The sequence below is a fragment of the Pseudoalteromonas sp. S1608 genome, assembly GCF_005887265.1.
GTDB classification, from domain to species: domain Bacteria; phylum Pseudomonadota; class Gammaproteobacteria; order Enterobacterales; family Alteromonadaceae; genus Pseudoalteromonas; species Pseudoalteromonas undina.
Genome location: NZ_PNDK01000013.1, coordinates 48,857 through 73,368, shown reverse-complemented (window position 1 = coordinate 73,368; position 24,512 = coordinate 48,857). Strand labels below are relative to the sequence as shown.

At 41.1% G+C, this 24,512-nt stretch carries 23 protein-coding genes and 1 riboswitch; of the genes, 11 read left to right on the top strand and 12 right to left on the bottom strand.

Annotated features, from left to right (window positions below; translation table 11 throughout):
• Positions 1-504 precede the first annotated feature (504 nt).
• Entirely contained in the window at positions 505-2,328 is a 1,824-nt protein-coding gene (gene typA / locus CWB75_RS06030; protein ID WP_010392008.1) for a translational GTPase TypA, read from the top strand.
• A 286-nt stretch (positions 2,329-2,614) separates the two neighbouring features.
• On the opposite strand, the gene CWB75_RS06025 is transcribed toward typA, so the two are convergent.
• From CWB75_RS06025 to CWB75_RS06010, 4 genes are all read right to left on the bottom strand, one after another.
• Positions 2,615-3,343: a CBM9 family sugar-binding protein gene (locus CWB75_RS06025; protein WP_138570135.1), complete on the bottom strand. Its 729-nt coding sequence runs from the start codon at positions 3,341-3,343 to the stop codon at positions 2,615-2,617.
• 77 nt (positions 3,344-3,420) lie between these two features.
• Positions 3,421-3,846 (bottom strand): BLUF domain-containing protein, encoded by a 426-nt coding sequence (locus tag CWB75_RS06020; protein WP_010392015.1) that lies wholly within the window; start codon positions 3,844-3,846, stop codon positions 3,421-3,423.
• Between the two features lie 73 nt (positions 3,847-3,919).
• Positions 3,920-5,011: an MBL fold metallo-hydrolase gene (locus tag CWB75_RS06015; RefSeq protein WP_138570134.1), complete on the bottom strand. Its 1,092-nt coding sequence runs from the start codon at positions 5,009-5,011 to the stop codon at positions 3,920-3,922.
• 133 nt (positions 5,012-5,144) lie between these two features.
• Positions 5,145-5,801 carry a DUF2959 domain-containing protein gene (locus tag CWB75_RS06010; RefSeq protein WP_138570133.1) on the bottom strand — a complete coding sequence of 219 codons (657 nt, stop codon included), beginning with the start codon at positions 5,799-5,801 and terminating at the stop codon, positions 5,145-5,147.
• 86 nt (positions 5,802-5,887) lie between these two features.
• Between CWB75_RS06010 and CWB75_RS06005 the strand changes: the two genes are divergently transcribed.
• Positions 5,888-6,769: a virulence factor BrkB family protein gene (locus CWB75_RS06005; RefSeq protein ID WP_054202805.1), complete on the top strand. Its 882-nt coding sequence runs from the start codon at positions 5,888-5,890 to the stop codon at positions 6,767-6,769.
• Positions 6,770-7,207 (top strand): D-aminoacyl-tRNA deacylase, encoded by a 438-nt coding sequence (dtd, locus tag CWB75_RS06000; protein WP_010392023.1) that lies wholly within the window; start codon positions 6,770-6,772, stop codon positions 7,205-7,207.
• Here dtd and CWB75_RS05995 read toward each other — a convergent pair.
• The gene (locus CWB75_RS05995; RefSeq protein ID WP_138570132.1) at positions 7,204-7,950 is read right to left on the bottom strand and encodes a spermidine synthase; all 747 of its coding nucleotides are present in this window, start codon (positions 7,948-7,950) and stop codon (positions 7,204-7,206) included. The two genes, dtd and CWB75_RS05995, sit on opposite strands and share 4 nt — an antisense overlap.
• A gap of 123 nt (positions 7,951-8,073) precedes the next feature.
• Here CWB75_RS05995 and CWB75_RS05990 point away from each other — a divergent pair, with 123 nt between their 5' ends.
• A complete protein-coding gene (locus tag CWB75_RS05990; protein ID WP_010392028.1) occupies positions 8,074-8,967 on the top strand; it encodes a bifunctional GNAT family N-acetyltransferase/hotdog fold thioesterase in 894 nt (297 codons plus the stop codon).
• A 54-nt stretch (positions 8,968-9,021) separates the two neighbouring features.
• Here the strand turns inward: CWB75_RS05990 and CWB75_RS05985 are convergent, their stop codons facing one another.
• The 5 genes from CWB75_RS05985 to dapA form a co-directional block, all read right to left on the bottom strand.
• Entirely contained in the window at positions 9,022-10,053 is a 1,032-nt protein-coding gene (locus CWB75_RS05985; RefSeq protein ID WP_138570131.1) for a phospholipase A, read from the bottom strand.
• A gap of 184 nt (positions 10,054-10,237) precedes the next feature.
• Positions 10,238-11,359: a succinylglutamate desuccinylase/aspartoacylase family protein gene (locus CWB75_RS05980; protein WP_054202777.1), complete on the bottom strand. Its 1,122-nt coding sequence runs from the start codon at positions 11,357-11,359 to the stop codon at positions 10,238-10,240.
• Between the two features lie 5 nt (positions 11,360-11,364).
• Positions 11,365-12,570 (bottom strand): PLP-dependent decarboxylase, encoded by a 1,206-nt coding sequence (locus tag CWB75_RS05975; protein WP_138570130.1) that lies wholly within the window; start codon positions 12,568-12,570, stop codon positions 11,365-11,367.
• A complete protein-coding gene (locus CWB75_RS05970; protein WP_109875684.1) occupies positions 12,570-13,310 on the bottom strand; it encodes a 2,3,4,5-tetrahydropyridine-2,6-dicarboxylate N-succinyltransferase in 741 nt (246 codons plus the stop codon). Before CWB75_RS05970 ends, CWB75_RS05975 begins: the two co-directional genes overlap by 1 nt.
• 15 nt (positions 13,311-13,325) lie before the next feature.
• Entirely contained in the window at positions 13,326-14,210 is an 885-nt protein-coding gene (gene dapA / locus CWB75_RS05965) for a 4-hydroxy-tetrahydrodipicolinate synthase (RefSeq protein WP_138570129.1), read from the bottom strand.
• 127 nt (positions 14,211-14,337) lie between these two features.
• Positions 14,338-14,517: riboswitch (Lysine riboswitch) on the bottom strand.
• A gap of 187 nt (positions 14,518-14,704) precedes the next feature.
• Here dapA and CWB75_RS05960 point away from each other — a divergent pair.
• The 6 genes from CWB75_RS05960 to CWB75_RS05935 all read left to right on the top strand — a co-directional run bounded on the left by CWB75_RS05960 (position 14,705) and on the right by CWB75_RS05935 (position 23,137).
• Positions 14,705-15,403, top strand: coding sequence for a DNA-3-methyladenine glycosylase I (locus CWB75_RS05960; RefSeq protein ID WP_010392041.1), 699 nt, complete (start codon positions 14,705-14,707; stop codon positions 15,401-15,403).
• A gap of 8 nt (positions 15,404-15,411) precedes the next feature.
• Positions 15,412-16,821: a protein adenylyltransferase SelO gene (locus tag CWB75_RS05955; RefSeq protein ID WP_138570128.1), complete on the top strand. Its 1,410-nt coding sequence runs from the start codon at positions 15,412-15,414 to the stop codon at positions 16,819-16,821.
• Positions 16,822-17,143: 322 nt separating this feature from the next.
• On the top strand, positions 17,144-18,208 hold the full coding sequence (locus tag CWB75_RS05950) for an OmpA family protein (RefSeq protein ID WP_010392045.1): 1,065 nt from the start codon (positions 17,144-17,146) through the stop codon (positions 18,206-18,208).
• Positions 18,209-18,461: 253 nt separating this feature from the next.
• Positions 18,462-21,059 (top strand): bifunctional aconitate hydratase 2/2-methylisocitrate dehydratase, encoded by a 2,598-nt coding sequence (gene acnB / locus CWB75_RS05945; protein WP_138570154.1) that lies wholly within the window; start codon positions 18,462-18,464, stop codon positions 21,057-21,059.
• Positions 21,060-21,258: 199 nt separating this feature from the next.
• Positions 21,259-21,891 carry a 2OG-Fe dioxygenase family protein gene (locus CWB75_RS05940; protein WP_008108423.1) on the top strand — a complete coding sequence of 211 codons (633 nt, stop codon included), beginning with the start codon at positions 21,259-21,261 and terminating at the stop codon, positions 21,889-21,891.
• Between the two features lie 10 nt (positions 21,892-21,901).
• Positions 21,902-23,137: a cysteine desulfurase-like protein gene (locus CWB75_RS05935; RefSeq protein WP_138570127.1), complete on the top strand. Its 1,236-nt coding sequence runs from the start codon at positions 21,902-21,904 to the stop codon at positions 23,135-23,137.
• A 71-nt stretch (positions 23,138-23,208) separates the two neighbouring features.
• On the opposite strand, the gene CWB75_RS05930 is transcribed toward CWB75_RS05935, so the two are convergent.
• The gene (locus CWB75_RS05930; protein ID WP_010392055.1) at positions 23,209-23,913 is read right to left on the bottom strand and encodes a 2OG-Fe(II) oxygenase; all 705 of its coding nucleotides are present in this window, start codon (positions 23,911-23,913) and stop codon (positions 23,209-23,211) included.
• A gap of 30 nt (positions 23,914-23,943) precedes the next feature.
• On the opposite strand from CWB75_RS05930, the gene CWB75_RS05925 reads away from it, so the two are divergent.
• A complete protein-coding gene (locus CWB75_RS05925; protein WP_010392057.1) occupies positions 23,944-24,342 on the top strand; it encodes an acyl-CoA thioesterase in 399 nt (132 codons plus the stop codon).
• Positions 24,343-24,353: 11 nt separating this feature from the next.
• On the opposite strand, the gene CWB75_RS19285 is transcribed toward CWB75_RS05925, so the two are convergent.
• Positions 24,354-24,482: a hypothetical protein gene (locus tag CWB75_RS19285; RefSeq protein WP_258306477.1), complete on the bottom strand. Its 129-nt coding sequence runs from the start codon at positions 24,480-24,482 to the stop codon at positions 24,354-24,356.
• Positions 24,483-24,512 lie beyond the last annotated feature (30 nt).

Genomic DNA, 24,512 nt, shown 5'->3' with positions numbered 1-24,512 from the left:
CCTCCAACTATTGGGTTTTATTATTGCTGCTTAGATACTTTAAATACTAACAAGCTGATTTTATGCCACTATTATAATCTATTGTTTTTTATGTAAAAATATATAAACAACATAAAGGTGATATAGATTAAGCACTATTTTGGTGCGTAATAATTCCAAAAAGGTGCAACATTTACAGAGTCATAATTGCTTGCAAATTAATCACCTTAGACTAACACAAAGAAAATGCAAAATACGCAGTAAAGTCGCTTTAAATTAACTCAAAACCACCTTTTGAGATAAATTTATAAAAATTAATCATCAAAATTAATTATTTTAAAACAAAGGGTTAATTATTTTATTGCGAAAGTTTGAAATTTTATTTTGGATAAACTTTCATCCATTCCATTTATAGGGGATAATATGCGCCCTTTTAAATCCTATGCTGGGACATCTCGTGAAAGCGCAGGTGAGTACGTATAGCCCCCTGCAGGATCAATGAGATCAATTTCTCTGAGTGAACATATGAGTATCGAAAAGTTAAGAAATATAGCAATTATCGCCCACGTTGACCACGGTAAAACAACACTGGTTGATAAACTACTTGAGCAATCAGGTACATTAGAAACACGCGGCGGTAATGAAGAGCGCGTGATGGATTCAAACGACATTGAAAAAGAACGTGGTATTACCATTTTAGCGAAAAACACCGCTATATCTTGGAATGATTACCATATCAATATCGTAGATACTCCTGGACACGCCGACTTCGGTGGTGAAGTTGAACGCGTACTTTCGATGGCTGACTCAGTACTACTACTTGTTGACGCTCAAGAAGGCCCAATGCCACAAACGCGTTTCGTAACGCAAAAGGCATTCGCGCAAGGCTTAAAGCCAATCGTTGTTATCAATAAAATTGATAAGCCAGGTGCTCGCCCTGATTGGGTTATGGATCAAATCTTTGATTTATTCGACAACCTAGGCGCAACTGATGAGCAGTTAGATTTTAAAGTAATCTACGCATCAGCAATCAATGGTTGGGCTACATTAGATTTAGACGAAGCATCAGATAACATGGAACCTATGTTCAAGATGATCGTTGACGAAGTATCACCACCGGATGCAGATCCTGAAGGTGACTTCCAAATGCAGATTTCACAGCTTGATTACAACTCTTATAAGGGTGTAATTGGTATTGGTCGTATTAAACGTGGTTCTGTTGCACCTAACCAACAAGTCACGGTTATCAGTGCAGACGGCACAACTCGTAACGGTAAGATTGGTTCAGTACAAAGCTACTTAGGCCTTGAGCGTATTGAAACTGATAAAGCTTACGCTGGTAACATCGTAACAGTAACAGGTTTAGGCGAGCTTAAGATTTCAGATACGCTTTGTTGTCCAAACAACGTTGAAGCATTGCCACCACTAAGTGTTGATGAGCCAACAGTAACAATGACGTTCTCTGTAAACAACTCTCCTTTCTGTGGTAAAGAAGGTAAGTTTGTAACATCACGTAATATTCGTGAGCGTTTAGACAAAGAATTAGTACACAACGTAGCACTTCGTGTTGCAGATACAGATAACCCAGATAGCTTCCGTGTATCGGGTCGTGGTGAATTACACCTAGGTATCTTAATCGAGAACATGCGTCGTGAAGGTTACGAGCTTGCTGTATCTCGTCCAGAAGTAATCTTACGTACTGTTGATGGTGTGTTAGAAGAACCGTATGAAACACTAACAATTGACTGTGAAGAAGAGCATCAAGGTTCTATCATGGAGCAAATTGGTCTTCGTAAAGGTGAGCTAACTGACATGGCACCAGATGGTAAAGGCCGTATGCGTATGGACTTTATGATCCCAAGCCGTGGCTTAATCGGTTTCCAAACTGAGTTCATGACATTAACGTCGGGTTCTGGTTTACTTTACCATACATTCGATCACTACGGTCCGCACAAAGGTGGCGAGCTAGGTGTTCGTAAGAATGGTGTAATGATTGCAAACGCAACAGGTAAAGCACTTACTAACGCATTATTTAACTTACAAGAGCGCGGCCGTTTATTTATCGGTCACGGTGTTGAAGTTTATGAAGGTATGGTTATTGGTATTCATAGCCGTGATAACGACCTTACAGTTAACGCACTTAAAGGTAAGCAACTTACAAACGTTCGTGCATCTGGTACAGATGAAGCACAAACACTAACACCAGCACTTAACTATTCACTTGAGCAAGCGCTTGAGTTTATTGCTGATGATGAGTTAGTAGAAGTAACACCTGAGAACATTCGTATTCGTAAGCGTCATTTAACTGAAAATGAGCGTAAACGTGCGGGTCGTGCTCCTAAGTCATAATCTATTAATTTAGAAAAATGATTTTAAAAGCCGCTGTATTGCAAAATACAGCGGCTTTTTTGTTTTTAAAGTAAGAGAAGCTTTCAGTTTTTAGTTATCAGTATTGAGCTCTAAAAGCGCAGCGCCTCTTACCCTCTTTGTAAAAAATTCACTTAAAAATATTTATACAAAGAGAAGAGAATGAGAAGTAAAAGAGTAAGAGCTAAAACAACTGATAATGTAAAACCCCTATTTTTTTTGGTTTCGTTGCGCTCAACCCAACAAAAAGGCCAGTTCGCTAACTTCATCACTTTTTCGGTAGTAGAGTGATTTTTCCAAACACATCAGCATCTATATAGCCAAGGTTGCGACTGCCGTTAACAGGCTGTACTTCATGTGAACCCATGAAGTGCTCACGAACTTTACTGCCGTCGTTATCGCAATAGGCGAGCATAAAGCCGACTACTTGCTTTGGCGTTAATTTAAGCGGAGTGTTTTGTGCGCCTTGTTGGAAATCGTTTGGGTAGAGTTTTATCGCCACTTCCCACGTGATGTTATAGGGCGCAGTGGTATTGCGTTTCCAGTTACTAACTAAGTGGTCGGTATATAAATGCACTTTTTTATCAGGCCCATAATCGGCAGCTTGGTTATCAAGGCCAATATGATAAGCAAATGCTGTATGGTTAAATTGGTGATTACCGCCAGATGCGTCACTATCTATAAACACTTCTAAGGCATCATCGTCCCAGTATTTATCCGTTGGATCTGGGTGAGTATCAATAAGCACATCATCACTAATGTCTGCTTGTAAATACAAGTAGTTTTCATCCCACAAAAGACGATAGCGACCTTTAAAATCCTTGTCTGAGTCTGGTAGGGTGCCGTCCATTAAGTATGGCATATTATGCCAAGTGGCTTTGTCCCATGCACTTTCAGAAACCCCATCAATAGTAATAGCTGTTGGTGTATGACTAACGTCAATAGCCATGATTGGCTGGGTAAAAAGTAAGCTAAAAGCGAGTAGTGTTTTTTTCATTAATCATCTCATCAATTAAGGATGATTTAGCTTGGCTTAAATAGCAATCAAAAACAATCTCGTAGTCTATTTTTATACTAACTGATTGTGCCTGCTATGCTGTCTTTTAATGCGAGCATTAATAAATGCGCACTTTCTCCAGACATTTTAAAAGGATTAAAATCAATGGAGCCTGAAAACTTGAGATTCAGTGATTCGGTTAGCTTAGATTGCGGTACATAGCCCATTGACCATTTTTCAAACTCTCTTTCAGGAATTTGGGTATAGTTGAGCATAATTACATTGTGGTGACGTTTATCGTTTAATATTTGTTGGTAGGTATTATTTACAGCCGTTCTAGAGCCTTCCAGGCATTGTAAAAAGTAATCATTACTAAAACATAACATGCCGGTGACGTTTGTTTTTACATTATAGGTTCGAGCGCTTTGTAAAATATTTTCTATATCTTTAGGCCCAAAACCACTACTAATTTTACTGGCGTAAATAAGTCGTACAAGAAACATAAAACCTCCTCACTGTTTAGTTAATTAAACATAGTTCAGCAGAGAAGTTATTACTAATTTTGTAAATGACTGATTAAAGTTTAATACTCTCACCTTCATTTAAAATATGCAGGGGTATTTTCGAGTCCATCTTTTTGTGCATATACAATAAACGCAGTAAAGCTGAATGACTCGTGCGATCGCCCATTTTCCATGATGAGTTACCGTATCCCCAAGGTATCATTATTTTACAGTTTAGCTCTTGTGCTGCTGTTAGAGCGTCTTCTGGGGTTGTATGAACGTAACGATACCATTTAGGGTTATCTTCGCTATAGTAAGACGCTATCGGCATTAAGCACACATCAATATCGCCATATTTTTTCTGTATATCGCTGAAGTGTTTTGAGTAGCCAGTGTCGCCTGCAAAAAATAAGGTGCTGCCATTTTGTTCAAGTAGCCAGCCATTCCATAAGTCTTTATCGTTGTCTTCATAAATAAAGGGCACTAACACACGGCTGCTAAAGTGATGAGCAGGCAAGGCATGGATAGCTAAATCGCCAATATTTGTTTTTGCATACCACGCCATTTCACTAATATTAAACCCGCCTGTAGGGAAGTTGTCGGCCATGCCTAGTGGTGTTAAGTAGCGAGGTTTATTACCGATCTCTTCTATATCTGCTTTATTAAAGTGATCGTAATGAATATGCGAGTACATCACAGCGTCTAAGTTTTTCAGTTCACTATCTGTGAGCCAATCGCCGGGTTGTCGGTAAAACCCAGAGGCTAGTCTAAATGCTAAATCTACAGGTGAGTCAAACTGCTCTTTTACAGGATCAAGTAACACTTGCTGTCCGTTAGGCGTGCGGATCATAAACCCAGCATGTCCCAGCCAGCGTAAGCTAAAGCCTGTGTTTAAATTCATAGGCTGTTGCTCACCAATAAATTGGCAGTTTTCGCTGTCTTTTTCGCATTGTAATTTAGGGCTAGTTGGGTAGCAGTTGCTTTTACAGGTAGTCGGGTAAGTTTTTTTACCCGGGTAGAGATTATGAAACCGTCCTTCTCGCTCGCCATTTTGATATAGCGGGGTAATGGTTTGCTCCCCTGCAATAACTTCAACATGGTTAGCTGTTTGGCAGGCGCTGAGCATTGTGCATGTAAGTATTAGGGTAATGGCTTTGAACTTCATTTTACTGTTCTAATTATTATTATTTTGTAAAAGTATAACAACAATAGCGGATTATCGAAGAGCTTAAAGGTAACAAAAAGTAACAATAAAAAAGCCTACAATTTAGTAGGCTTAGTAAACGAGTTTATAGTAATTAGCCTGTAGTATTCATTTGCTCAATAAATTTATTTGAGTCTTCAATCGACTTATTCATGTCATTCATGAGTAACTGAATATCACGTTTTAAGTTAGTAAACTCGCCTTTTATAGCGGCTACCGCTTGTGCGTTTAAGTTATGTTTTAAGTAAAGCACGTTATCTTGTAAAGACGATAATACTGGCTCCATTTTGCTCTCAGCGCTGCGCATTGAGCGAAGTAATTGGCTAAACTGGCGCTGAGTTGCAGCTAGTTTTTTACTGCTTTGACGCTTAAGTGAGGCGCTTTTGTATTGCTCTAGCTCATCGCTCCACTCATCAAACAAGGCATCGGCAATATCTTCTACTTTATTTATGTTACTTGATACTTCGTTTGCCGCCGCTAAGCTCGACTCGTAATCGTCATTAAGTTGATTGTAAGCATCTTGCAACTCACCGCCATCGAAATTAATTAAGGTAGTTAGGCGCTCGAGTGCTGATTGAAATTCTTCTTGCGACTCTTGTTGTGAGTCTTTTGTTTCTTCAACGCGGTCAATAAGAATGTCACGTTTATGTACGCCTACTTTTTCCATTGCCGAATAATAAGCCGACTGACAACCTGAAAGCATCAGCATTAACGAGAGTATGGCTGTCCCTAATAATGTTTGTTTTTTCATCTGAATTCCTATTTACGAGTGTTAATGCTGTAAATTATGGCCTTGATTGTTATTATAATCAAAAGCCCACCAACAAAGTTAATTGTATGAATGATAAGCTCTCCCATTATAAACAGCAAGTTAAGGTGTTTCTAAAACAGCAACCAGGCTGGTGGATGCAATATTTCAATCGCTGTATAGACGATCAAATAACCATTAATGCAGGGTATTTAGCATACGTTACCTTGTTGTCGTTGGTTCCGTTGATAGCGGTGGGTGTGGCAATCTTCTCTGCTTTTCCAGGGTTTGAATCGACCCGTTTAGCCATTGAAAGTTTTTTATTTACTAACTTTGTGCCGACTTCTTCCGATGTTATTAAAGAACATATTAGCTCGTTTGCTGGTAATGCTAATCAAATGACGGCGGTAGGTATTGGCTTTTTGGCAGCCATTGCCTTGCTACTTATTCGTAATGTAGATGCCACACTAAACCGTATTTGGCGAGTAAAGAAAAAACGCCCAATGATGATATCCTTTGCTGTATATTGGATGGTACTGAGTTTGGGACCTGTACTACTGGGTGCGAGTATTGGTGTCACCTCTTATATTGTGTCGTTAGTGTCGTTTGCTGATCAGGGGATCCCTGGGTTTAGTGGTTTTTTATTAAAACTACTCCCTTATGCTATTTCTATGGCTGGTTTTATCATGCTGTATACCTTAGTGCCGAATACGCGGGTTTCATTTAGGGCCGCTATTCCTGGTGCACTGTTTGCTGCAATGTTATTTGAGTTAACCAAAAAAGGCTTTGCTTTGTACATTAGCCATTTTCCATCATACGAAGTGATTTATGGTGCGGTAGCAACCATTCCTATTTTGTTTGTATGGGTATACTTGTCGTGGGTAGTAGTGCTACTAGGTGCTGAATTTACTGTGTGTATTAACATGCAACATTACAATAAAAAAGAGCAACGAGCAGAGGGTGGTGAATAAATGCAAGGACTAATTCAACGGGTAACACACGCCAACGTAGCAATAGAAAAACAGATTGTTGGTGAAATAAAACAAGGTATTGTATTACTGCTTGGTGTTGAAAAAGAAGATGATGAGCGTGTTGCTGATAAACTATTACACAAGGTCAGTAATTATCGAATTTTTAGCGATGAAAATGATAAAATGAACCTCAGTCTCAAAGATATACAAGGCGAACTATTAGTCATATCGCAATTTACACTTGCAGCTAATACCAAAAAAGGCATGCGTCCTAGTTTTTCATCGGCAGCCACACCAGACCAAGCGCAAGCATTATATAATTACTTTGTTGAGCAGGCTAAATTACTCGGTATTAAGGTAGCGACCGGTGTATTTGCAGCCGATATGCAGGTTAGTTTATGTAACGACGGTCCGGTTACCTTTAACTTAACCGCTTAAAGTGTTTTTTCAACAACCACAATGTGATTCACAAACCCGGTGATCTTTTTAATACTAACGGCTTCCCCAAACACGCGCTTAAGCACAAGTTGTAGCTGTGTAAGTTGGGAGGCATGTTGCGATAAAAAGTTAATAAATAAGATGCCCCGCTGAGCAAGCGCATCATAAATTGTTTGATAAAAACATTGATCAAATAAGAACCTAGGGGCATCGAGTTCACTAAATAAATCTAAAATAATCCAATCTATATTCACCACTGACTTCAAAACTGTTTGTGCGTCTTCACAATAAATTTGGCCCTTTTCATTAAGGGCAAAAAAATCTTGGTAACAGTCAATTATATGAGGGTTTTTTTCTACTGAAGTTAGCTGCGCTTGAGGGTACTGTTTTAATAAGTAGTTACGTATAGCACCACCACCTAAACCGAGCTCAAGTATTTTTTTAGGCGCTGGTCGTTGCTGCCAAACCGTTGCTAAATAGGCAAGGTGAGGAAACAGTAATACTTGTGGACTCCGGGTTAAAATAACTGATTGCAAGGTGTTGTTAATAAGTAGCCAGCGCAGCTGTTGATGCTCTCGAACTTGTATATTTATGCCATGTTGATTATGCCAATAAAGTAACTGGCCTAGCGATGAACTATGCTCAATAAAGTGCCTGCTTATCAGGCCACTGCTACCATGGATATATTTATTCATGGTATTGAGCATAAACCAGCAGGGGTAAAGCGCAATCGATTTTGTCATTAATTTTTTACAGTCATTTATAGGAAACCAAAGTCGTATTTGCAGTTTTACCCAGATCGAGTATGGTGTTTTTCACAAAATGCACAGCGTAATATTTTTACATTTTTAATTTATGGAGTCTGTATGTTTCAAGTGAGCACCCCTCAAAGTAGTGAAGACTGGCAAGCCTATTATCAATTACGCTGGCAAGTTTTACGTGCACCATGGGGCGAACCTCGTGGTTCTGAGCAAGACGATTTAGAGCAAGAAGCTGAACACCGCTTTATTAAAAATAAAGCAGGTGAAGTATTGGGTGTGGCGCGTTTGCACTTTAATAATCAGCAACAAGCTCAAGTACGTTATATGGCGGTTGCAGAGGGTAACCGTAATCAACATATTGGTAGCCGCTTATTACATGAGCTAGAAAAAATAGCGTGGAATCAAGATGCTGATGAATTAGTGCTGTTTGCTCGCGAACGTGCTCTGGAATTTTATCAGCGCCATGGCTACGAAAATAAAGAAAAAGCGCATTTAGCCTATGGTGATGTTCAACATTATAAAATGGTTAAGCTCAAGCCGAGTGAGCCAGGTTGGTTTCGTCACCCTAATTGGACTCAAGTACTGCAAAATACATGGCGTGAATCAATCCCTATTAGTGATGCAATGGGGATAAAAGTAGAAAGCTACACTGATTGGCAATTTACTACTCGTGCAGATTTAAATGCTAACTTAAACTTACACAACACCATGTTTGCAGGCTCTATTTACAGCCTAGCTACACTAACGGGTTGGGGAGCAACGTACTTAGCATTAAAAGAAGCCGGACTTGAGGGTAATATAGTGTTAGCCGATGCTAATATTAAATATTTAAAACCACTGAATACCGACCCTAAAGGCTGTGTTGATATTCAAACCTGTAAAGGTAACTTAATAGAGTTACAAGAGGCTGGTAAGGCGAGCTATTTAGTGCCAGTAACCATTTTTGATGGTGATCAAGTAGTTGCTCAGTTTGAAGGGCAGTTTGTGGTTAAAAAGTAATAAGAATAAACGAAAAAGCCAAGCGAGTTGCTTGGCTTTTTTTATTAGCGGTTATTACAGTAAGTCAGTCAGTAATATACCGACACCAAAGCGTTCAATATCGGCGTTATAGTCTATTAAACTCTCACCATAGCCATTAAAGTACTGCGCATAGCCGCGTACTCTTCCCCATAGAGGGAATGACCAATCAAGCTGAATTGCCCCGCGGTTATCTGAATTTAAATTATTACGAGTCATAAAACTAAATTCATGATCGTGAAAGCGATACGCGCCACCAAATTCAAAGTAACCCATGTATTTATAGATATCAGGGTTATCGTCACCTCGTGCATCTAACGGCGCAGGCTTTTCATTCTCAGGAATGCGGTACCAAGGCTTAAAGCTGAATACAAAGCCGTCATTTTCCCAAATGAAATCGGCATAAATACGGTTCCAAGAACGCGAGTTTGGCTGACTACGGCCATTAGATTGGTGCGAAATACCAATGGCTATTGCCATTTCATCGCCCCATAAAACGTTTTCAGGGTCTAAGTAATTAATCCAGAAAATTTCTGGCTCGTAATTAGTTTCTCGAAAGGGAGAAGAAATATCGTCGTTGTATACTTGCCAGTATGACTGCAGAGTAAAGCCAAAAAATATAGCTTGGTCTGGGTCGGCAAACTCATCATACAAAGGTACTTTAATTGATAACTGATATTTAGCTTCTAGGTTATCGAGAGGGTCGCCATCTTTTTTATCGGTTAATTCTGCAAATCCATCAAACGGGCGAGTGTTTGGGTTCGACATATAAGAAACCGGTAAAATATAATTACGTTTATGCGGCGTAATTACATTACGATTCTTTTTGCCAACCGCTTCACGGGCTTGGCGTTTATCGATAGCTGTTAGCTGCTTGCTTTCTTCAACTGCAGAGCATTTTTCGCGCAATTGATCGAGGGTTTGCTTACCGTCTCCACCTATCACTTCATTTAATATACATTGTTTAACCAGATCAAGTTCATTGTTTTGCTCGTTTTTTGCTGTTTCTTCAGCAATAACAGCAGTACTTAGTAATGTTGAGAGTAGTATCCAGTGGCGCCAACTCATTATAATTCCTTTGTAAGTGAGGGAAGTAACAGATTTGTGGTGATTATAACGCATTTTTAACACGTATACGGTGAACTTGTCCTGAACTTTAATAAAGCAAAAAGAAAAGCGACCTAAGTCGCTTTTACTGGATAACTAGCTAATAGCTCGCTAGTTAGACTCTCACGCAATGAGAAGGGGTGAGCTAGAGCTCAAAAACGTTTGTAAAAAACTTATAAAGTTCAGTGCCTTGGTTCACACTAGCTGAGGCAAAATGCAATATCGCAATCGCATCAAGATCAAAGCTTAATGTTTGCAGTGGTTGTTCGCTTAGGTAGCGTTCCATTCGCAGTATTTTAGCTATAGGTTCGCCCGCTTTAATGTGCCCACCAAGAGGGGCTAAGTATTCAACCATGCCACCCATAGGTGCATAGTAAGCAATATAATCATTTAGTTGGCAGCCATACCTTGTCATCACTTTTGGCTTGTAGGGCGCATCAACAAATACTTGCTTATGATTTAAATAACTTAAAATACTTTGAGCATCATCAAACGCCGCGCTTAAATCTATTTTTTCTTGGCTTCCCAGCTCTACCGTAAAGGCTTCAACTTGTACGTTAAAATTTCGGCCTTGCTGAGCAAGTTGCTCGCTAAGTTGCCACCATGGACAAAAGCTCGCTTCATCCATTGCGCCATCAAAGTCATTAGGGATCACTAGCACATGGGGAATATTAAAGTAACGGGCACTTTCTGTGGCATATTCAGGACAATATAAGTGCTGACTAGAAATAGGGCCAGTGTGTAAATCTAAAACAATATCAGCTTGATGCGCTAGTCTTTGTAAGTTTAGCGCTATGCGTTTACCCGTTGTTAAACGATAGTCTGGGCCATTAAGTTGCTGCTCAACATCATTAATTAACGCGGTTTTAAACGCTGTTTTTAGAGCTGTATCGTCAGCGTCGTAGTATTGCTTTGCAAACTGTGATGCAAGCTGATTATTACAGTGATACATACGATTCCAATTAGTCCCCGTAATAGGGTCGAATCGGCCAAGCGTAAATTCGCCCGATTTTTGATTACAGCCAATGGGGTTAGCGTAGGGAACTAAGGTAATATCACCTTTTAAATTAAGGTTTTTTAGCTGTTCAAGTAGCTGATAAATAACCGCGTTACCTTGTACTTCGGCGCCATGCATATTAGCTTGTATATACACACTTGGGCCTGTGCCATCGCCCTTTAAACGATAGACAGGAATGGTCAGTGGTAGGCCATTTGCCACTTCACCAACTACAATATTTTCCTGGCTTATAGCTGTGGTGTTATTCATTTTTATTACCTCAAGTAGTGGCTTGCATCTTCTGCTTGGCGAATACAGTTGATTTCGCCATGGTGTATAACATATTCACCGGCCAGTTCATGGCACAAAAAGTACGGCATACTTTCGGTAAAACCATAAGCACCGCATTGACTAAACACCAGCCAGTCATGTTCATTTAAATCGCTCGGTAATTGGTGCTCCCCTAAGCAATCCAGCGCTGTACATAAAGGTCCGTATAGGCTCATTGCTTGGTTTGCTGCGTTTGAATCACGTAATAAACGCGCAGGAAAGTCTTGATTAGTAACCGCAGGGCGCAATAAGTGATTAATACCGCCGCTCATAATTACCTGCTGTTGGCCGTAGTTTAATTTGCGCTCAACCACCGGTGTGGCGTAGTGGCCGCATTCGCCTACAGCATAGCGACCTAGTTCCATCCACAGCTCTTTAACACCCGCATCGCGTTTAATCTTTGCAAGGGCTGCTATTAATGCATCCCAGCTTAAAGTCGGATCATTAAGGGTGTAAGGAATACCTAAGCCGCCACCTAAATCCAGAATATTAAGGTTAATACTTAAATGCTCAGCAAGTTGCCTTAACGGCGCAATCATTTGCGCCCACAGATCTGCAAGTTTGTCGCTGCTGAGCATATTGCCCCACTGAAAAATATGTAGGCCATCAAAGCTCAGTGCTGTGTAGTCATTAGTAGTTAGCGATTGCCATTCATCGCAGCCAAGCCCAAATGGGGTAAGGCTGTCGCCACCTAGTGGGTTTTTATCACCCTCGGGCCAGCGTAATTGAACACGCAGCAAAACCTGTAACTGACACTGCTGGGCAGTCGCTTGTTCGTTTAACCAACGCACCTGATTAAGACTTTCTGCCACAAAGGTGCGTACGCCACGTGCAATAAAATGTTTAATTTGTTTTGGGCTTTTAGCAGGGCCCGTGTTGAGCACGCGCTCGCTGTTAATTCCTTGGGCAAGTACTTGCTCAAGTTCGCCTTTACTTGCAACATCAAAGTTAAAACCAGCGTTATCTAAACTTTGTATCACTTTAGATAGGGGATTGGCTTTAACCGCATACCAAAGCTTTACTTCGGTTTGCGCCACTAAGTGCGCAAGGTGCGCATCTAGTGAGTCAAGGTCGTAGACAAAAAATGGAGTATCGAGTTTACTCGAAAGCTCATCAATAGCGCTTTTAACGGGCGTGCTCAAAAAGGTCATTAACGTAAAACCTCTTCAAGCAATAATGACGCGTCACTTTGCTCGTCCCGGTATTTAACAATTAAGGCACACGACATACTCAAGCCTTGAGCACGCGCCCAGTCGTTTGACGCAGGGCGAGAGCCTGGGATCACAATCGCGTATTCAGGGATTGCTTCGCCTTTATCAAGCTGACGCTCATTAACGCAGTCATAAACAGGGATGGTTGCAGATAAGCGAACACCAGGGGCAAGTACCGCGCCTTTTTTAACTACCACGCCTTCAACAATCACACAGCCTGCACCAATGAATGCATCGTCTTCTATGACCACAGGGCTTGCGCCAATGGGCTCAAGTACCCCGCCTAATTGTACCGCGGCGCTCAAGTGAACATTTTTACCCACTTGCGCACATGAGCCAACCAATGCGTGGCTATCTACCATAGTCCCCTCGTCAATAAAGGCGCCAATATTTACGTACGCAGGTGGCATAATAATAGTGCCTTTGGCAACATGTGCACCACGGCGCACACTTGAACCACCTGGCACCATGCGAACGCCTGCTGTGGCTTCAAAGCATTGCGGCGCTAGATTATGTTTATCTACAAAGCCACCAGGAAACTCCATGTTAGTGCCGTTTTTAAATGCCTCTAAAATGCCTTGCTTTACTTCTACGTTAGCGTGCCATTGGCCGTTTTCGTCTTGTGTTGCTGCGCGAACTGCGCCCGTTTCTAAATTATTTAATAGTTCTAACCAGCTCATTATAAAAACCTGTATTTAATGCCAAGATAAAATGGTGTTGTTTGCCGATGAAATGTCATCTGTGTGTGTCAGCTCAAGGTGTGTTAAAGGTGGACGTAAATGCGGACTGCTAATACGCCCTTGTAAATGCATTAACACTTTGACTGGAATGGGGTTTGCTACTGAAAATAAGCTATTGATAGCGCTAGACCACTGGACAAAAAGATTAGGGTGTTGGCCGCTTAAACTGCGCTTTACAAACTCATGGGTTTGCACTGGCCATGCATTGGCTGCAACCGACACTAAACCTTTTGCACCTGCTTGGGCAAAATAAGGCATGAGGGCATCGTCACCACTAAAAATGGCTAGTTCAGGTGCTGCTTGTCGATAGGCTTCAAATTGAGAAATACAGCCACTGGCTTCTTTGAGTGCCCATAAATTTTTATGTTGTTTGAGGTTTTCAATGGTTGTAATGGGAATGCTAACCGCACTACGTCCTGGTACGTTATAAAGCATACAAGGATGAGAACTGGCATTGAGCAGGCTTTCAAACCAATGCGTTTGCCCCACTGCACCGGGTTTGGCGTACAAAGGCGAGCCAAGTAAAAAACCATGTATAGGCAGTTGGTTGCAGTAGTTAACCCATTCAAGCTGCTGCTTTAAGTTACTACCACCGACTGCGACCATAAGCGGGACGCTCGGCTGTAATTGGCAAACATGCTCTACGATGGCTTGCTGCTCTTTTAGGGTCAGGGCTAACCCTTCGCCAGTGCTACCAAGTAATAAAATGCCGTTATTAGAGGCTTCTTGTTCGGCCACCAAGGTGTCTAAGGTTGCGTAATCAACTAGGCCATTTTGATCAAATGGGGTGATCAGCGCAGTCCATAAATGGAAATTGTTAATATTGAAGTTGTTGATCATCTCTCACGAACTTATAGGGCATTCGTCGAGTTATTGGCGGGTATTTAGTGTGCCTGACTCTTTGAATGTATTTATAATTCGAAGAGCGAATGGGCTTAAATAATAGGGCGCACGGCCTTATTATACTAAGACCAGAAGCTCTCCACCAAATATGTTATTGGTGACAGTCGCTAGGATTCAACCTAGTCGCCCGAAGTAATCTTTCACAAAAAAGTGTTACCTCTCGGCGTTAATTCCCCTCACGTATGCTCAATGGAGTTTGCGCTCCTAACATACGCTACCTGAATAACGCACCTCTTCCAGCCCTTTGCACTTGCTATTGAAAAATCAATCAGCAAATACAATGTAATAGGGTAAGTGTGGCGATTAAACCACTTTAGCCGTCTAGGTGTCAAGTGACTAAATACAGAATACTTCATCGATAATAGCAACGGTTACGTATTGGCTGCTTTTCTCGTAAACTAGTTTCATGGTCGAAGTAAGGTATTAAGTAGATGGAAAAATTTAGCGATATTTATAAGCGTGCAGTGGAGCGAAAGGGCTCTGAAAAAATGCTTAAGTTGTTACTCGCAAAACCTTTATCAACAAAGCAACTCGTCACATTAAGTGATGATGATTGGCTAGAAGAATTTACTCGGAAAGTTTTTCAAAGTGGTTTTTATTGGTCGGTGATCAACAGTAAGTGGGCCGGATTTAGAGAGGTTTTCTGGGATTTCAGTGTTGAAAAATTATTGATGATGCCACCAGACATGTTAGAACAAAAAGCCAGTGACGAACGAATAGTGCGCAATTATAAAAAAGTAAAAACCATTACTGATAATGCGTATATGATCCACGAAGTTGCAGAGCAACACGGCAGTTTTAGTCAGTTTATTGCTAACTGGCCAAGTGAAGATATTATTGGTTTGTGGGCGTATTTAAAAAAACATGGTGCAAGGCTGGGTGGTAATACTGGTCCTTATGCACTGCGTGCCTTGGGGAAAGATACTTTTTTACTTTCAAGAGATGTAGAAAGCTATTTGCGTGCCCATAAAATTATAGATGGCGGATTACAAACTAAAAAGTCACTAAGTGCGGCGCAGGCATTCTTTAATGAACTGCAGCAGCAAAGCGGCTTAAGCATGCAAGAGCTAAGCTTAATTGTCGCTTATGGTGTAGGCGACAATCGCGTAGGTATCAGCCAAAAACAATAGGATTAAACATGAAATTAGTGCCAAGGTATACCGATATTGGTGAGGGGTTTGCTATTAGCGATCATCCAGCCAAGGTGACAGCGCCACAGTTATTGTTATGGAATGAGCCCTTAGCTGAGCAATTTAATATACAAGTGGATGCAGATTCTCGAGCAAATATATTCAGTGGAAATGAACCTCAAGCAGTTTCTGCAGTTGCATTAGGGTATTCGGGTCATCAGTTTGGTCATTTTTCTCCACGCTTAGGAGACGGCCGAGCGCATTTACTTGGCGCGATCAGTGATGATAAAAACCAGCTTTGGGATTTGCAATTAAAAGGCGCTGGCGCTACGCCATTCTCGCGTGGTGGAGATGGGCGCTGTGCATTAGGACCTGCTATTCGTGAGTACGTAATGAGCGAAGCAATGCATGCGCTTGGCATTCCTACTACGCGTTGTTTAGCCGTGGTTGGTAGTGGTGAAACTGTTTATCGTAACCCGCCGCAACCTGGCGCTATTGTAACGCGACTCGCGAGTAGTCATATTCGAGTTGGCTCGTTTCAATATTTAGCTACCCAAGGCGATTTGACCAGTCTAAAAAACTTAGCCGATTTAGCCATTCAAAGACATTACCCTGAAATTAACAGCACTGGCGCCCAGCGATACTTGGATTTTCTTGCCGCAGTGATAACCAATCAAGTTAACTTAGTCGTAAGTTGGATGAGGGTGGGGTTTATTCATGGGGTAATGAATACCGACAACACCTTAATTAGTGGTGAAACCATAGATTACGGTCCATGTGCCATGATGAACCAGTTTGATTTTGATACCGTGTTTAGCTCTATTGATAAGCAAGGGCGTTACGCATTTGGTAATCAGCCAAACATGGCGAGTTGGAACTGTGCTCGCTTAGCAGAGAGTCTAATGGCACTAATAAGTGACGACGATGAGCAAGCCGTAGCAATGCTGACACCTATCATTGCAGACTTTTCGACCCAATTTAATCAGCAATTTAGCGCTATGTGGGCACAAAAGTTAGGGCTAACAATAGCTGATGATAAAGATAATGAGCTGGTGGGAGAGTTACTAGGGCTATTAAAAGAACACCAGCTTGATTATACCAATACTTTTAATGCACTCACTGAGTCGTTAAATGGGCAAGCTGAAATACCATCAGCACTTACCTCTTGGGCACAGCAATGGCAAACACGAACTAATGAGCACAGTTATCAGATGATGCGACAAGCTAATCCGAGCGTGATCCCACGTAATCATATTATTGAAGATATTATTACTCAGTACACTACGCATGGGGATAGTGAGCTACTCAGTCGTTTTAGCAAAGTGATGTCGAGCCCTTACACAAGCCATTTGCAGGCCACTGAATTTCAAATGCCGCCCGAAGATGATAAGAATTATCGTACTTTTTGCGGTACTTAAGTATGGTTTATTGCATTTTAAAATGAATATAAAAGGTCATTTTTTACCCCTGCGATGTTCATTCATAGAGCAAACTATGAACGAATGATACCATAACATCCATAAAGGCTAGTGATCGTATGGGGTTTAAAGCGATTGTTTGCTTTTTGAGCTAGTCTTTGTTCAGTAACATTTTTTATGGGCTAGTTTTATTATCCTAAGATATTGAAAAAATATATTTGCGTTAAGTATTGATTAACAAAGGCTCAGTTACTGTATAGGTAAGTTAGAAGAGCTAGCAATGCTTAGCTACATTTTTAGTTGTTAAAATGGGAAGAAAACAATGAAATTAAAATCACTTACAATTGCCATAGCGTTAGCTGCAACTAGCGCATCTACTTTTGCTGCCGAACAAGAAGGTTTTTACATTGGTGCGTTCGGTGATTACTACGATGCTTCGTGGAAAAACATGCGTGAGCAGGCTGGCCTTGACGTTAATGAGTCAACAGGTTGGGGTGCTGAATTAGGTTACCGCTTTAATGATTACTGGAGCGCACGTTTAGAATACGCAGACCTAGATTTTAATGCACATGACAAAGTACTTAACAACCGCAACGATATTGACGGCGAACGTTACGGTATCGATGCGCTTTACCACTTTGGCGGCGGCCCTTTTTACGGTTTATTCGGTCTGAAAGACATTGATGTTGTTGATGACAACACGTTTGTAAATGCAGGTGTAGGTTACCGACACTTTGTTACAGACAACTTCTTTGTAAATGCTGAAACAAGTGTTTACCAAGGTTTAGACAAAGGCTACACAGATGTTGGCGCAAAATTAGGTATTAACTACTTTTTCGGCCAAAAATCAGCGCCAGTAGCACCAGTTGAGCCTGCACCACAACCAGAGCCAGAAATTGTTCCAGTGCCGGTAACACTTGCTGATACTGATAAAGATAGCATTCCTGATGTAGATGACAAATGTGCTAACACACCGATGACAGATGCGGTTGATAGTGATGGTTGTACACTTTATGAAGATACTGAAGTAACAGTAAGCTTGTTAGTAACATTCCCTAACAATGACTCGTCAGTTTCACAGCAGTACTTAAATGATATTGACGAAGTAGCGTCTTTCTTAAAAGAGTACCCAGATACAACTGTACTTCTTGAAGGTCATACGTCTGCAGTAGGTAAAGCGTCTTACAATAAATGGTTATCTAAAAAACGTGCTGATGCAGTAGCTAAAAAGCTAATTGCTGATGGTATTGCAGAAGATCGCATTACAACAGCTGGCTTAGGCGAAGAACGCCTTAAAAATGAAGCGAATACGGCACAAGCACACGCTGAAAACCGTCGTGTTGAAGCACACGTAAAATCTATTAAACGTGTAAAAGTACTTCGTTAATAGTTTCTAATTAAGTAAAAACCCAGCTTATGCTGGGTTTTTTTATGGCTGTTAATAAGTATTCATGAAAGTTGATTTTATGAAATTCACTATTCATATTATTAATAATCGATATAACTAGTTGCCCAAGTGGATGGATTTTAATCTATGTATAAAAGCTTTATAATCGAGCGTTAGAATACTATAAGTATTGGGTTATAGTGTGTTTTGTAAACACTACCGAATACTTTCACGTCACCAAGAGGGCAATACTGTGCTACAAGAATATCGTAAACACGTAGAAGAACGTGCCGCGTTAGGTATCGTACCAGCGCCATTAGATGCTCAGCAAACGGCTGATCTTATTGAGCTAATTAAAACTCCACCGGCAGGTGAAGAAGAATTCGTCCTAGAACTACTAATCAATCGTGTACCGCCGGGTGTCGATGATGCAGCCTATATTAAAGCTGGTTTTTTAGCGGCAGTTGCAAAAGGTGAAGCCGTTTCTCCACTTCTTTCTAAAGAAAAAGCAGCTGAATTGCTTGGTACTATGCTTGGTGGCTACAATATCGCGCCAATGGTTGACCTACTTGATGACGAAGCGTTAGCGCCAATCGTAGTTAAGGGCCTTGCAAACACATTATTAATGTTTGATGCGTTTTACGATGTAGAAGAAAAAGCAAAAGCAGGTAATACATACGCCAAACAAATCATTGAGTCTTGGGCTGCCGCAGAATGGTTTACTAATAAGCCAGCTGTTGCTGAAAAGATCTCGGTTACTGTATTTAAAGTCACTGGTGAGACAAACACTGATGACTTATCACCCGCTCCAGATGCATGGTCACGCCCTGATATTCCACTTCACGCACTAGCGATGCTTAAAACAGAACGTGATGGTATTAATCCTGACAAAAACGGTGAAGTAGGTCCTGTCACTCAACTTGAAGAATTAAAAACTAAAGGCTTACCACTTGCTTACGTAGGTGATGTTGTTGGTACGGGATCTTCACGTAAATCTGCTACTAATTCCGTGCTTTGGTTTATGGGTGCTGATATCCCATTTGTCCCAAATAAGCGCGTAGGTGGTGTCTGTTTAGGTAACAAGATTGCGCCTATCTTTTTCAATACAATGGAAGACTCGGGTGCATTACCAATCGAATTAAATGTTGATGAATTCAACATGGGTGACCAAATCGACATTTACCCTTATGAAGGGGTTGTTAAACGTCACGGTACTGATGACGTGATCTCTACGTTCACACTTAAATCAGACGTCATTCTTGATGAGGTTCGTGCTGGTGGTCGTATTCCACTGATCATTGGTCGCGGTCTTACAGACAAAGCACGTACATCACTGGGTTTAGGTGCAACTGACGTATTTAAAGTACCAGCAGTTACTGAAGTGTCAGATAAAGGCTTTACGCTTGCGCAAAAAATGGTGGGTAAAGCATGTAATGTTGCCGGTATTCGCCCAGGCCAATACTGTGAACCAAAAATGACTACGGTTGGCTCGCAAGATACCACGGGTCCTATGACACGTGATGAGCTTAAAGACTTAGCCTGTTTAGGCTTCTCTGCAGATTTAACCATGCAGTCTTTCTGTCATACATCGGCTTACCCTAAACCAATTGACGTAAATACGCATCATACACTTCCTGATTTCATCATGAACCGTGGCGGTGTATCGCTTCGTCCTGGTGATGGTGTAATTCACTCATGGTTGAACCGTATGTTATTACCAGACACCGTAGGTACCGGTGGTGATTCACATACTCGTTTCCCATTAGGTATTTCATTCCCAGCGGGTTCAGGTGCGGTCGCATTTGCAGCAGCAACAGGTGTTATGCCACTTGATATGCCTGAATCGATTTTGGTTCGTTTTAAAGGTGAAATGCAGCCTGGTATCACGTTGCGTGACCTCGTTCATGCCATCCCTTACTACGGTATTAAAGAAGGGCTATTAACGGTTGAGAAGAAAGGTAAAATCAACGAGTTCTCTGGTCGTATACTAGAAATTGAAGGAGTTGAGCACTTAACTGTTGAGCAAGCATTTGAACTATCAGATGCATCAGCAGAGCGCTCAGCAGCAGGTTGTACTGTTAAGCTTTCTAAAGAGTCGATCAGCGAATACCTTGAGTCTAACATTGTTATGCTTAAGTGGATGATTTCTGAAGGCTACGGTGATGTACGTACAATCGAACGTCGTATTACAGCAATGCAAGAATGGCTAGCTAACCCAGAACTAATGGAAGCGGATAAAGATGCTGAGTACAAGCATGTGCTTGAAATCGACTTAGCTGATATTAAAGAGCCAGTACTTTGTGCGCCAAATGACCCTGATGATGCGCGTTTACTATCTGACGTGACAGGCGAGAAAATTGATGAGGTATTCATCGGTTCTTGTATGACTAACATTGGTCACTTCCGTGCCGCAGGTAAATTACTAGATGGCTTTACTGGTCGTATTCCAACACAGCTTTGGGTTGCACCACCAACTAAGATGGACAAAGACCAGCTTACGGACGAAGGTTACTACGGTATCTTTGGTCGTGTTGGAGCACGTATTGAAACGCCTGGGTGTTCACTGTGTATGGGTAACCAAGCACGTGTTGCAGATAAAGCAACGGTTGTGTCTACCTCAACACGTAATTTCCCTAACCGTTTAGGTACAGGCGCAAATGTGTTCTTAGCTTCAGCAGAGCTGGCGGCAGTAGCGGCAATTTTAGGTAAATTACCTACTCCGGCTGAGTACCAAGAATATGCAGCGAAAATCAATGCAACGGCAGCAGATACCTACCGTTACTTGAACTTCCACCGTATGCCTCAATACACTAAAAAAGCAGACAACGTAATTATTCAGCAAGCTGTATAATTAATAGAGTTTGAATGAAAAGCCCGCTTCGGCGGGTTTTTTGTCGTTTGAATTTAATTTGGATTATTCATGCTTTAATAATCTTATATTGAATTAAATTTAAGTATTATTTACTTTTTAGTTGAATAATAAAGCAAAAAATCCTCGCTATATGCATTAAAATCCCTGCCAATATTATCATTATTATAAGCAGGATTTTATGACCGCATTAAACAACCAGAATTTACTGCAACTTCGTTTTATTAACCAAGCCAACATTGATTTGGTTAAGCCTTCTTTTGATAACTTACCTGCAAACCCATATGCAGATGGTGCGTTTCGCAAACGCCGTTATTCAGTAGTTAAACTACAAAATGGTGAGCTTAATCTTCAAGCGACTAAAGCGTTTGTGCAAGACGATTCAATTAATACCTTTCAAGGTAATGTTGAACGTACTTACGAAAATTTAGAGCAAAGCTTGCTTGAGTCTGAGGGTATGAAAAGTATTGTTAGCGAATTTTGTGCGATTACCGGTATTGATGCAGAGCGTGATATTGAAATTCACCAATTTAGAATGCTTGCCATTGATAGCGACACGCCAGCAGCCCCAGAAGGTGTGCATCAAGACGGGTTTGATCATGTGTGTGTATGTGGTGTTTCTCATGAGAATTTAGAAGGTGGAGAGCTATTGGTTTATGAAAACCAACAAGCAGAACCTTGTTTTAAAATGGAAATAAAAGACGGCATGTTTGCACTAATTAATGACCGTCAGGTATGGCATAACGCCACGCCAATGAACAAAATTGATGCTAACAAACCAGGTTACCTGGATTGTTTTGTACTAACTGCTTAAGAGAAATAAAATGAATTTAATGCAATTGCGCGCGCAATTTCCCGCTTTAATGCAAACGGTTGATGGCAAGTCACCGGTATTTTTAGATGGGCCAGGTGGCTCACAAGTACCCCAGCCGGTACTGAGTGCCATGACCGCTTATTTAGGGCATTACAATTCAAACTTGGGCGGTGCGTTTTTCTCAAGTGACAAAACGGTTGAGCTAATGGCTAATGCGCGTCAAGCGGCGGCTGATTTGTTAAATGCCCCTAGTGCACAAAATATTGTGTTTGGTCCGAACATGACCAGCCTTACGTTTAGCTTCAGCCGCGCGATTTCACGCAGTTGGAAAGCAGGCGATGAAATTATTGTGTCCAATGCAGATCATTTTTCAAATGTATCGTCTTGGCAGCAAGCCGCTGAAGATAAAGGCGCAGTGGTTAACACTGCGCTAATTAACGAAGCCGATTGCAGTCTAGATATGGCGCATTTTGAAAGCTTATTAAACGCTAACACGAAATTAGTTGCCGTTACGTATGCATCAAATACCACTGGCTCTATTAACGATATTAAACGCATTATAGAGCTTGCTCACAATGTCGGTGCATTGGTGTATGTTGATGCTGTGCATTATGCCCCTCATGAACTAATCGATGTGCAAGCATTAGATTGTGACTTTTTAGCGTGTTCTGCATATAAGTTTTTTGGTCCGCACTTAGGTATGGTATACGGTAAAGCTTCGCATTTAGAAGGGTTTACACCTTATAAAGTAGAGCCAGCAAAAGATATTGCTCCTGGTCGTTGGGAAACTGGTACCCAAAGTTTTGAAGCACTAGCGGGCTTTATTGCGGCGGTTGATTACATTGCGGCAATTAGCGAACTTGATGACAGTCACTCACGCCGAGAAAAACTGCGTGTTGCGTTTGAAAAAACGAAACAACACGAGATGGCGCTTAGTGAATACTTTTTAACACGCCTGGTTAATTACCCGCGTATTAAATTGTTTGGTATTGATGACTTAGAACGCTTAAGTGAGCGTACCCCTACGTTTGCACTGACCTTTGAAGGGTTAGAGCCTCGCCAAGTGTCTGAATTTTTGGGCAAACAGCATGTATGTGTATGGGATGGTAATTTTTACGCCCAAGCTTTATGTAAACAACTTGGTGTGCTTGATAAGGGCGGCGTAGTACGCATTGGTTGCATGCACTACAACACTCTAGAAGAAATGGACACGCTATTTAATTTGTTTGATGAGCTACTAGGTTAATCCCTTATTTATTCAATACTTTTTAAAGCCATAAGTAAAAATTACTTATGGCTTTTTTATTGGCTGATTACCTAGCTTTGTGGGGTTCCATATATTTGCTCTGCTCGATTAAACAAAACCCATGAGGTTAAAATATACTTATCATTTGATACTGGCTTATTGCCTCTATGTGTATGCGTGAAATATCCTGGAGCAACCACCATGCTGCCTTTTTTAGGGGCTATTTTACGATTTTGATAATAAAACTCGGTTTCTCCGCCTTCTTCAACATCATTTAAATAAAACATAAATAACAATACCCGATGCAGGGCTTCATTATGTTGTAACTGCGGATATACCTCACTATGCCAATACGGATAGCCCCCTTTATTGACCTCATATTTTTGTGCTTGAATATTACCGAGCCTAAAAATTTGTTGCACCAATAAAGGAAGTTGTGGTTTACCTACTTCGTCATAATTGGCATGAGTCAAATCTACCGGCTGGCCTGTTTTTGGGTGATACACTTTTAAACCAAATGCCCCAATCATCATAAAAATATGTTCTTCGATGTATTTAAAAACATACTGTGCAGTGGTTTGTTGAATATGCTTTAATTGTTCTGCGTATTCAGGATGATTGTTTAAGTGCAGGTCGTGGCTATCTTTTTTATTAAGATCAACGCCGCCCGATGTCATCCCTTGTTTAATATGCGGGCTTTGAGAAAAGGTAGTGATAAAGTTATCACAAAAGTCACTGCTGAGCGCGTTGTCATACACGCGGATAAAGTCCGTCATGAGTTACCTGTTTAATTATTATGGATTATTATGTTTACTGAAAAAGTGATGCCGCGCTTTAGCGAAACGGATGCACTCGGACACATCAACAATACCGTACTCCCTGTTTGGTTTGAAGCCGCCCGAGTACCTATTTTTAAATTTTTTACCCCTGATCTTAATCCTCACAACTGGAAGTTAATTATTGCTAAGGTTGAAGTGTCGTTTGTCGGCGAGTTATTTTATGCCCATGAAGTGACAATTAACTCCAGCATAGAGCAGATTGGTAATAGCTCATTTGTGATCCGCCAAGAAGCCTGGCAGCAAGATAAGTGCTGTGCTATTGGTAAAACGGTCATGGTACGTTATGACTTCGCCAGCAAAACAAAGCAAATGCTTTCGGCTGATGAAAAAGCTGCATTAACACAGCACCTTGTTGCAACGAGTTAATCGCAGTTTAGCTATGACTTAGTTAAATATTGCCCTAAGGCAATGACTTGTTTTTCAGTAAAGCGTAGTCCGAGCTTAGTTCTGCGCCACAATATATCTGCGTTAGTTCTTAACCATTCATGGTTAACTAAGTGTGCCATAGCTGCGCGCTATACGTTTTAAGGTGTCGA